At 37.9% G+C, this 6,620-nt stretch carries 3 protein-coding genes; all 3 read right to left on the reverse strand.

Annotation, left to right across the window (positions count from 1 at the left end):
• The coding region (locus tag PaeCFBP13512_RS22985) for a hypothetical protein (RefSeq protein ID WP_137226318.1) at window positions 1-419 on the reverse strand (419 nt) is incomplete at its 3' end.
• Complete coding sequence (locus PaeCFBP13512_RS22990) at window positions 406-6,120, reverse strand: RHS repeat domain-containing protein (RefSeq protein ID WP_137226320.1); 5,715 nt, start codon at window positions 6,118-6,120, stop codon at window positions 406-408. The genes PaeCFBP13512_RS22985 and PaeCFBP13512_RS22990, both read right to left, overlap by 14 nt.
• Window positions 6,121-6,199: 79 nt before the next feature.
• Window positions 6,200-6,418, reverse strand: coding sequence for an RHS repeat domain-containing protein (locus PaeCFBP13512_RS22995; protein ID WP_161594353.1), 219 nt, complete (start codon window positions 6,416-6,418; stop codon window positions 6,200-6,202).
• Window positions 6,419-6,620 lie beyond the last annotated feature (202 nt).

The raw sequence follows: 6,620 nt of genomic DNA on the forward strand, positions 1-6,620 counted from the left end.
ACTTTTTCGTTTAATATTGTTACATCAGGCATTTCGTATAAAATAAGTTCAAATGTTTGAATATATTCTGTCTCTGAATCAAGTGTCATATGAATTTCTTTAATTTTAGGCACTGTTATTTTATTTTTATAATTAGCCTTTACAAATATATACTCTTTATAATTTTTTTTTGCCAAGTTCATTTGCAATACCACACTTAGTAATCTGTAATCTGGTTCTATACTCCAAAAAAGCTCTATAAACTCTAAAATAGTATCTTCGATTGAGCCTGCATTAATTCGATTTTCAGCTATAATATAAGGATTATTTACCATCCATACATCGATATCCTCTACAGTTTCAATAATATTTCCCGGCTGATAAGGTTTTTTATCTAAAAATCCCCATTTATTCTTATAATTATTTTTATCTTGTTGCATTATATTCTCCTCCTATCTTAGAAGCTAATCTTTTATATAACATATTTGCTACTACATCCATATTTCCTGATTTGTAATAACTTTGAGCATCTGGATCATTTATTAATTGTCTTTGAAAATCTCTTATTAACAACACTACATCTTCTCCAGAAACTTTCCATTTTTCACCAATTCTTTTCATACTTAAAGTCATTCCATTAGGTAATACTGCTCTAATTTCGCTCATTCCAAAACCTACTGCAGTTTCTAAATCTTTATCACTAAAGTATCCATTTGTAGGATGATTGTGAGTGAATATTTTATCTTTTGCAATATCTTCATAAGGTGAAAGATCAATTGATGTTTCCTTTCCTTTTATGAGGCCTTTTACTTTATTTCCTGCTTGGTCGAAAAATTGTCCATATTCAATTTTTTCATGTCGAATACTAGATTCTATTTTCTTAAGAGCTGCAATTAATACTCCTCCAACAATACCGCCACCGCCACCGCCGCCTTTTGGAAGACCATTTGCTGGACCGCCAGGTCCATTACCACCAGCAGTAGATTTTTTACTTCTAGGTTGCATGGAACTGTTTCCTGTTGGATCGATATAATTTGTTGGATTGTTCTCAACATACGTATAATTATTCATGGTTAAGGGATTCGTAATCTGTCCTTCAACCGTATCCTCATTCAAGAACCGTCCCATACTTGGATCATAATAACGAGCATTTAAGTAGTACAATCCACTCTCACTATCTTGATACTCGCCTGCATATTTGAATGGATTGGGCGTCTTCTCTTGTTCTGCTACCGTATTCCCGAACTCATCATATTCGTAGCTATTCGCTACGGTTCCGTTATCATACAAAATGCCAATAACGTCTCCATGCCCATTGTATAAATAGTAATACAAGGTGTTACTGTCCGGTTTCTTCTTCAGTAGTACACGATCGCCACGAATATATTCGCTTTGCTCGCTCCCTTTCGCTTCAAAGATCACTTTACCTGCCGAGTTACTCACCGATTTCTGAACGGTTTTCGTGACAGCTCCTTTACTATCCGTCTGTGTGAGCTGTTTCTGGTAACGAGTTCCATCTGGCAAGTAACGGAAGTCCAACGTTTTTCCATCCGATTTCCATTGATCTAACTGATTCAGAGCGTTATAGCTATAACTCGTCTCACTCAAGTTTTCTTTCGTATCGCGTGTTTCTTCTAAGGTCAGGCGATTCCCACGTAGATCATACGTATAGCTCGCTTGTCCACGGCTTGGCTGATTCACACTGATTAAGCGATTCAGTGCATCATATCCGTACGTGATCGTATCATCTGCTTTTCCTTGACGCTTCTCGATCGCTTGCACGATGTTACCATTATTATCGTATTGATAGTTGGAAGCGGCAACCACGTCATTATCTAGTGTGGTAGTCATGGTTTCCATTTGATTGAGCGCATTGTACGTATAACTGCTTTTCAGTACTTTGCCGTTGGTCATGGTTGGATACGTGACCGTGTCCACTTGTCCTTGTGGCGTGTACGTATATTGAATATTTTTGCTACCATTCGCTAGATTAATCGTTGTTAATTGTTCTTTGGTATCGTAGCTGTAATTTTGACGGGTTCCTTTGATCGGTGTGGTTCCGGCTTGGAAGTCGGTCTGCATGGAAGCTACTTGTCCCCAGCCATTGTAGGTCAGGTTCATTGCACCGATATAATCATTACTACTCGTATAACCACGTTGTTGAATCACTCGACCCAGTAGATCTGTTTTCACTTGTTGATTAACTAAAGGTAATCCTGTCGTTTGTAGACTGGCTTGATTCGTTAGAATGTCGCCTTTCCCAAAGGTGGATACATATTTTACCGTTTGAGCTTTTGGTGACGTCATCGTTTTGGTGTACTCTTTGATCTGGTCTCTTTCATCGTACGCATAACTTGTGCCTGAACCATTACGATCCGTTGACGATTTCATACGACCGAGAGCATCATATTGATTCTGTGTACTCGCATTGGCTGGATCGGTTTTGCTCAGTAACATTTTCGATTCATTAAAGTCTTTGCTGTAAATGACAGCATTGATGGTGGCTCCTGCATCTTGCATACTCGCTTTAATCAATTGGTCATTGCCATCATATTCATAACTGGTCGTCTGGTTTAGTGCATCTTTCAGACTCGTTAGACGGTTTAATCCATCATAACGGAAGCTTTGAGTCGCACCTTCATTGTTACGATTCTTCTGTCCATTAGCATTCGCTTCCGGATCGGTATAAGTCACTATATTGCCAGCGATATCATAGGTGTACGTTTCTTTCAGCGGATTACTTTGACCTGCGGCATCTTTATACGCCACCGTTTCAATCAGATTACCCCATTGATCGTATTGTTGATCCACGGCATTCAGCACGTTTCCACCTGCATTCACGAATGTCAGTGATTGACGGTAAAAAACAGGCTGATGCTTAACTTTAATGACATTGCCTTTGGCATCTTTCGTTTCAATCGCCTGATTCCATGAATCATAAGCGATGGTAAGCTCATCAACAGGTCCATTCACCAATTGTAAATTGGCACTATTGGTAACCGGTCGATACACAGCCGATGTCTGTTTCGTTGGACGCATCTGAGCATCGGTCGTATAACGAGTCATTTTCATGGTCGTATCAGCACTCGATATATTCATATAGGATTCGGTTAAGGTCATACCAAATCCATCATAAGTGGAGACTTGCTCACCAACGATCGCTTGTTTTCCATTCGATTTTTGGGTCGTCTGCTGATTCGTCACGACAACGAGTCCTGCAACCACCGGACTTCCATCTTGACGATCCACAAACGCGTTGTTGTAACTATACTCGTCTACAATCGTGTAAGATTCACCATCTGTATTCGTAACCGTAGGTTTAGTTACGCTTGTGACCCGATCCAATAGATCATACACATAACGAGTCGTTTTGCCTTCCCCATCTGTTTCTTGCTTCACCAGACTGGTTCTTGGATCATAGGTAAATGACTTGGTATTTTGCAGTTCATTTCCACCACTGGCCGAGCGGAAATACGTACTCACTTTAGCCGGAAGGGTATATCCACTTTCTGCTCCATATTCAGTCACTGTACGTGCACGAACGCCAGGTTTTACCGGATGTTCAACAGTCATTTGACTGACTGCATTTCCAGCCTTGCCATAACTATACGTCGTCTCTTGATTATTCGCATCAATCACTGCACTTGGACGACCTTCTGAGGTATAGCGGTACGTATTCGTAACTTGTTTGTTCTCATTCTGATACTTACTTTCTGTCGCTATCTGATTGTACTGTGGATCGTACGTATAGAACGTCGATCGTTTTTGTTTAGTGTTCGCATCGGCTAATTGTCCATCTGTTAATGGTGCTGTCGTTTGTCTGAGATTACCTAATTCATCGTAAATATTCTCAGTATAATGTATTACTGTTCCATTATTATCAATTGTCTCTGCTTTGATCTTAGTCGGATTGAATTTGAATGTTTCATTGTATGTTTCATATCTCGTTTTAATTGAATGCCCATTTTCTGGATACTGTAAAAAGTCTTGACGTTGTGCTTTATTATTGAAACGTGTGACTGTCCGAAATGTCTGCTTTCCTTGACTTAATTGGAAAGCTGTCTGACCATATGTGTACCCACTTGGAAGATTATCTGGGTCAGCCTCTTGGGATAAGCCTGTATAATCATTATCATATTCGTAACGAATTACATTCGTCAGATCGTTATTTTGAAGAACTTTTTTCTCTAGTAAGATATTATTTTTTAGACCATCTTTTCGTTGTCTTTCATCTGCACGATGAGTAACAATATAATCTTGGATAATTCCATCTTTTCCCAATGCATGAGCAACTTGTCCATATTGATAATAAGTTTGTGAACGTGGATACTCAATTTCGGTCAGTGGGAAAACAACATTTACACCTACTCCATTTTGACTATTCCAATTCCTAGCACTATAGCTAAATTGAGAAAATAATTGTTGATAGTTAAATTTAGTCGTCCATAAATATTGACGTTCACCATTAATATTATCATTAACATAAGATATGGTTCGCAATATTGGATTAACATCCTGAGTATATTTAATCTTCTCGTCCATCTTTTTGCCACGGTCTGTAGCTTCGCTAGTCTGAGGTTGATTTTTTAGCACCATTTCTGCTTTTCGATTACCGTCCGATGTAATCGAATATACTGTAATCGTATTTTCTGTGTCCGCTCGTTGGTATTCAACCCGAAGCTTACGACCTGCTGTATCTGTAATTTGCATATAGTCTAATGGCGTATTAGAACTACCCCCACCACCATACTCATACGTTAACTTATTTTGAAACCGATCTACAATACCAATTAGTCTTCCATCCGCATCAAAATATTCTCTTTTCTTATCTGGATATTCCATATAAAAGGCTGAACTAGTTTGTCCATTACCAAAACTACCGCTATCTTTCATAAAATGAGTTAATTTATTGGGTGGATTGACAAGATTCGTCGCTTTTTCTAAATCATTTTTCCCATCAAATTTAACTTGCATAGAAGATCCTTGACCATCTTGATAATAATACTGAGTATCTCCTCCATACGTAGCATCTTCAATTTGTAGGGATGGAATCTGAAAAGACCATCCGTTGCCTAACTGAAAACGTTCGACTAAATAATTAGTTGTCGCCCATTGTATGCGTGCATCATTTTCTTCAACTACTTGAGATTCGCCATTTTCCGTTCTTATTCTTGGAATTTTAGCATTGGCCTGTAAAAAGCTACTGGCTTGATTCGATTGATACATTAATCCTAAATTCATATCCAGTCCGTCGCGTCCTGGGTAACTAAGTGCATTAAACTTCCATGTTAATGCTCCTGAAGCGGGATCAACCGATTCGCTTGTTTTTTGTCGATCTGAATACTGTTCTTTATAAATCTCATTCATCTTTCTAGGATTAACCAAAGTCCGATAATTATCTAAATTCGTCTGAGTATTACTAACTCTATTTTCTTCTTCAGTAGTCACACCCATTATTGACATTAAAGGAGCCATTGACGGCTGATATGTATCTTGTTGTACCGTATCTTTGGTCACTTTCTTAGTAGATAATGGAGTCCAAGCTGGTGCTGTATTACTTAAGAAAATACCGTATACATCTTGGCTAACCGACTTGCTATTGGCAATCTTCAATCCACTTGCTGGGAGCCATTGTGACCATAACAAGCCACTTTTTTTCTTTTGATCCCATACCTGAAGCGGATCAATCTCTTGCTGTGAACGAAGCAAGTGAAGTTGGTAACGATCATACTGCCCTGCTCCTGCTTCCATCAGTTCGCCAACCTCTTTAGAGGTCAATAAAAACTTAGGAACAAAAGGAGCAGGTAATAAAGATTCTTCTCGAAGAGGATCATTTACGCTTTTTTCAGCAATAGAGAAGCTTTGTACCCCTGCTTTTGCTTTAGAAGGATTAGACATTACATATACATCATTACTTACACTATTTTCATCAAACTTCATTATTTTCGGTGGATCGAGTACAGGTTCTTTATAGTTCCCCTCTACTAAAGTAACACCAGGTGGCAAAATAGCCTTTGTAATAGAACTTCCTGCTTTTGTGGAGGCAGCAGAAGCAGAAGGTGAAAAGTTCCCTGCGAAGGAAGTTATAAATAGTACCCCTGCCAGTACTATCGTCATATATTGACGCATGATTTTATTCATCGTTTTTGTTGTTCCCCTTTATCTATACATTCTTGGATTTTCATTTTTTGAATCTTTACATTGCTGGTTGTTAAAACGATTACTTCGTGACTGCCGCTTTAACTACAGAACGCTTTAATAAGTTACCATTTTTGTCATACGTAAACGTAATTTTATATCCTGGTAATGTAATGGATTGCAATCGACCACTAGTATCATATTGATAACTTTTTGCTGTTGCTGCTTCTGCTGGAGAAACCATACCCATAGTAGCCATCAATGCAAAAGAAATAATAAGCATATGTATTATTTTTTTCATTATTTCCATCCTCCTTTCTATAAAAATAGCGAAGCAAGCTGTTTAGCAAATTTCGCAATAAAATAAAAAATCAGAATATCCTCAGATATCCCGATCTTCATTGTAACTATTGTTATCATTATCCACTATTTCTTTTTTAAAGAAACCCTTACTAATTTAAGAAATTCATTCTATATACCTATAAAAATTAAAATTATAATTA

Source organism: Paenibacillus sp. CFBP13512 (assembly GCF_005233705.1).
Lineage (GTDB): Bacteria > Bacillota > Bacilli > Paenibacillales > Paenibacillaceae > Saccharibacillus > Saccharibacillus nuruki.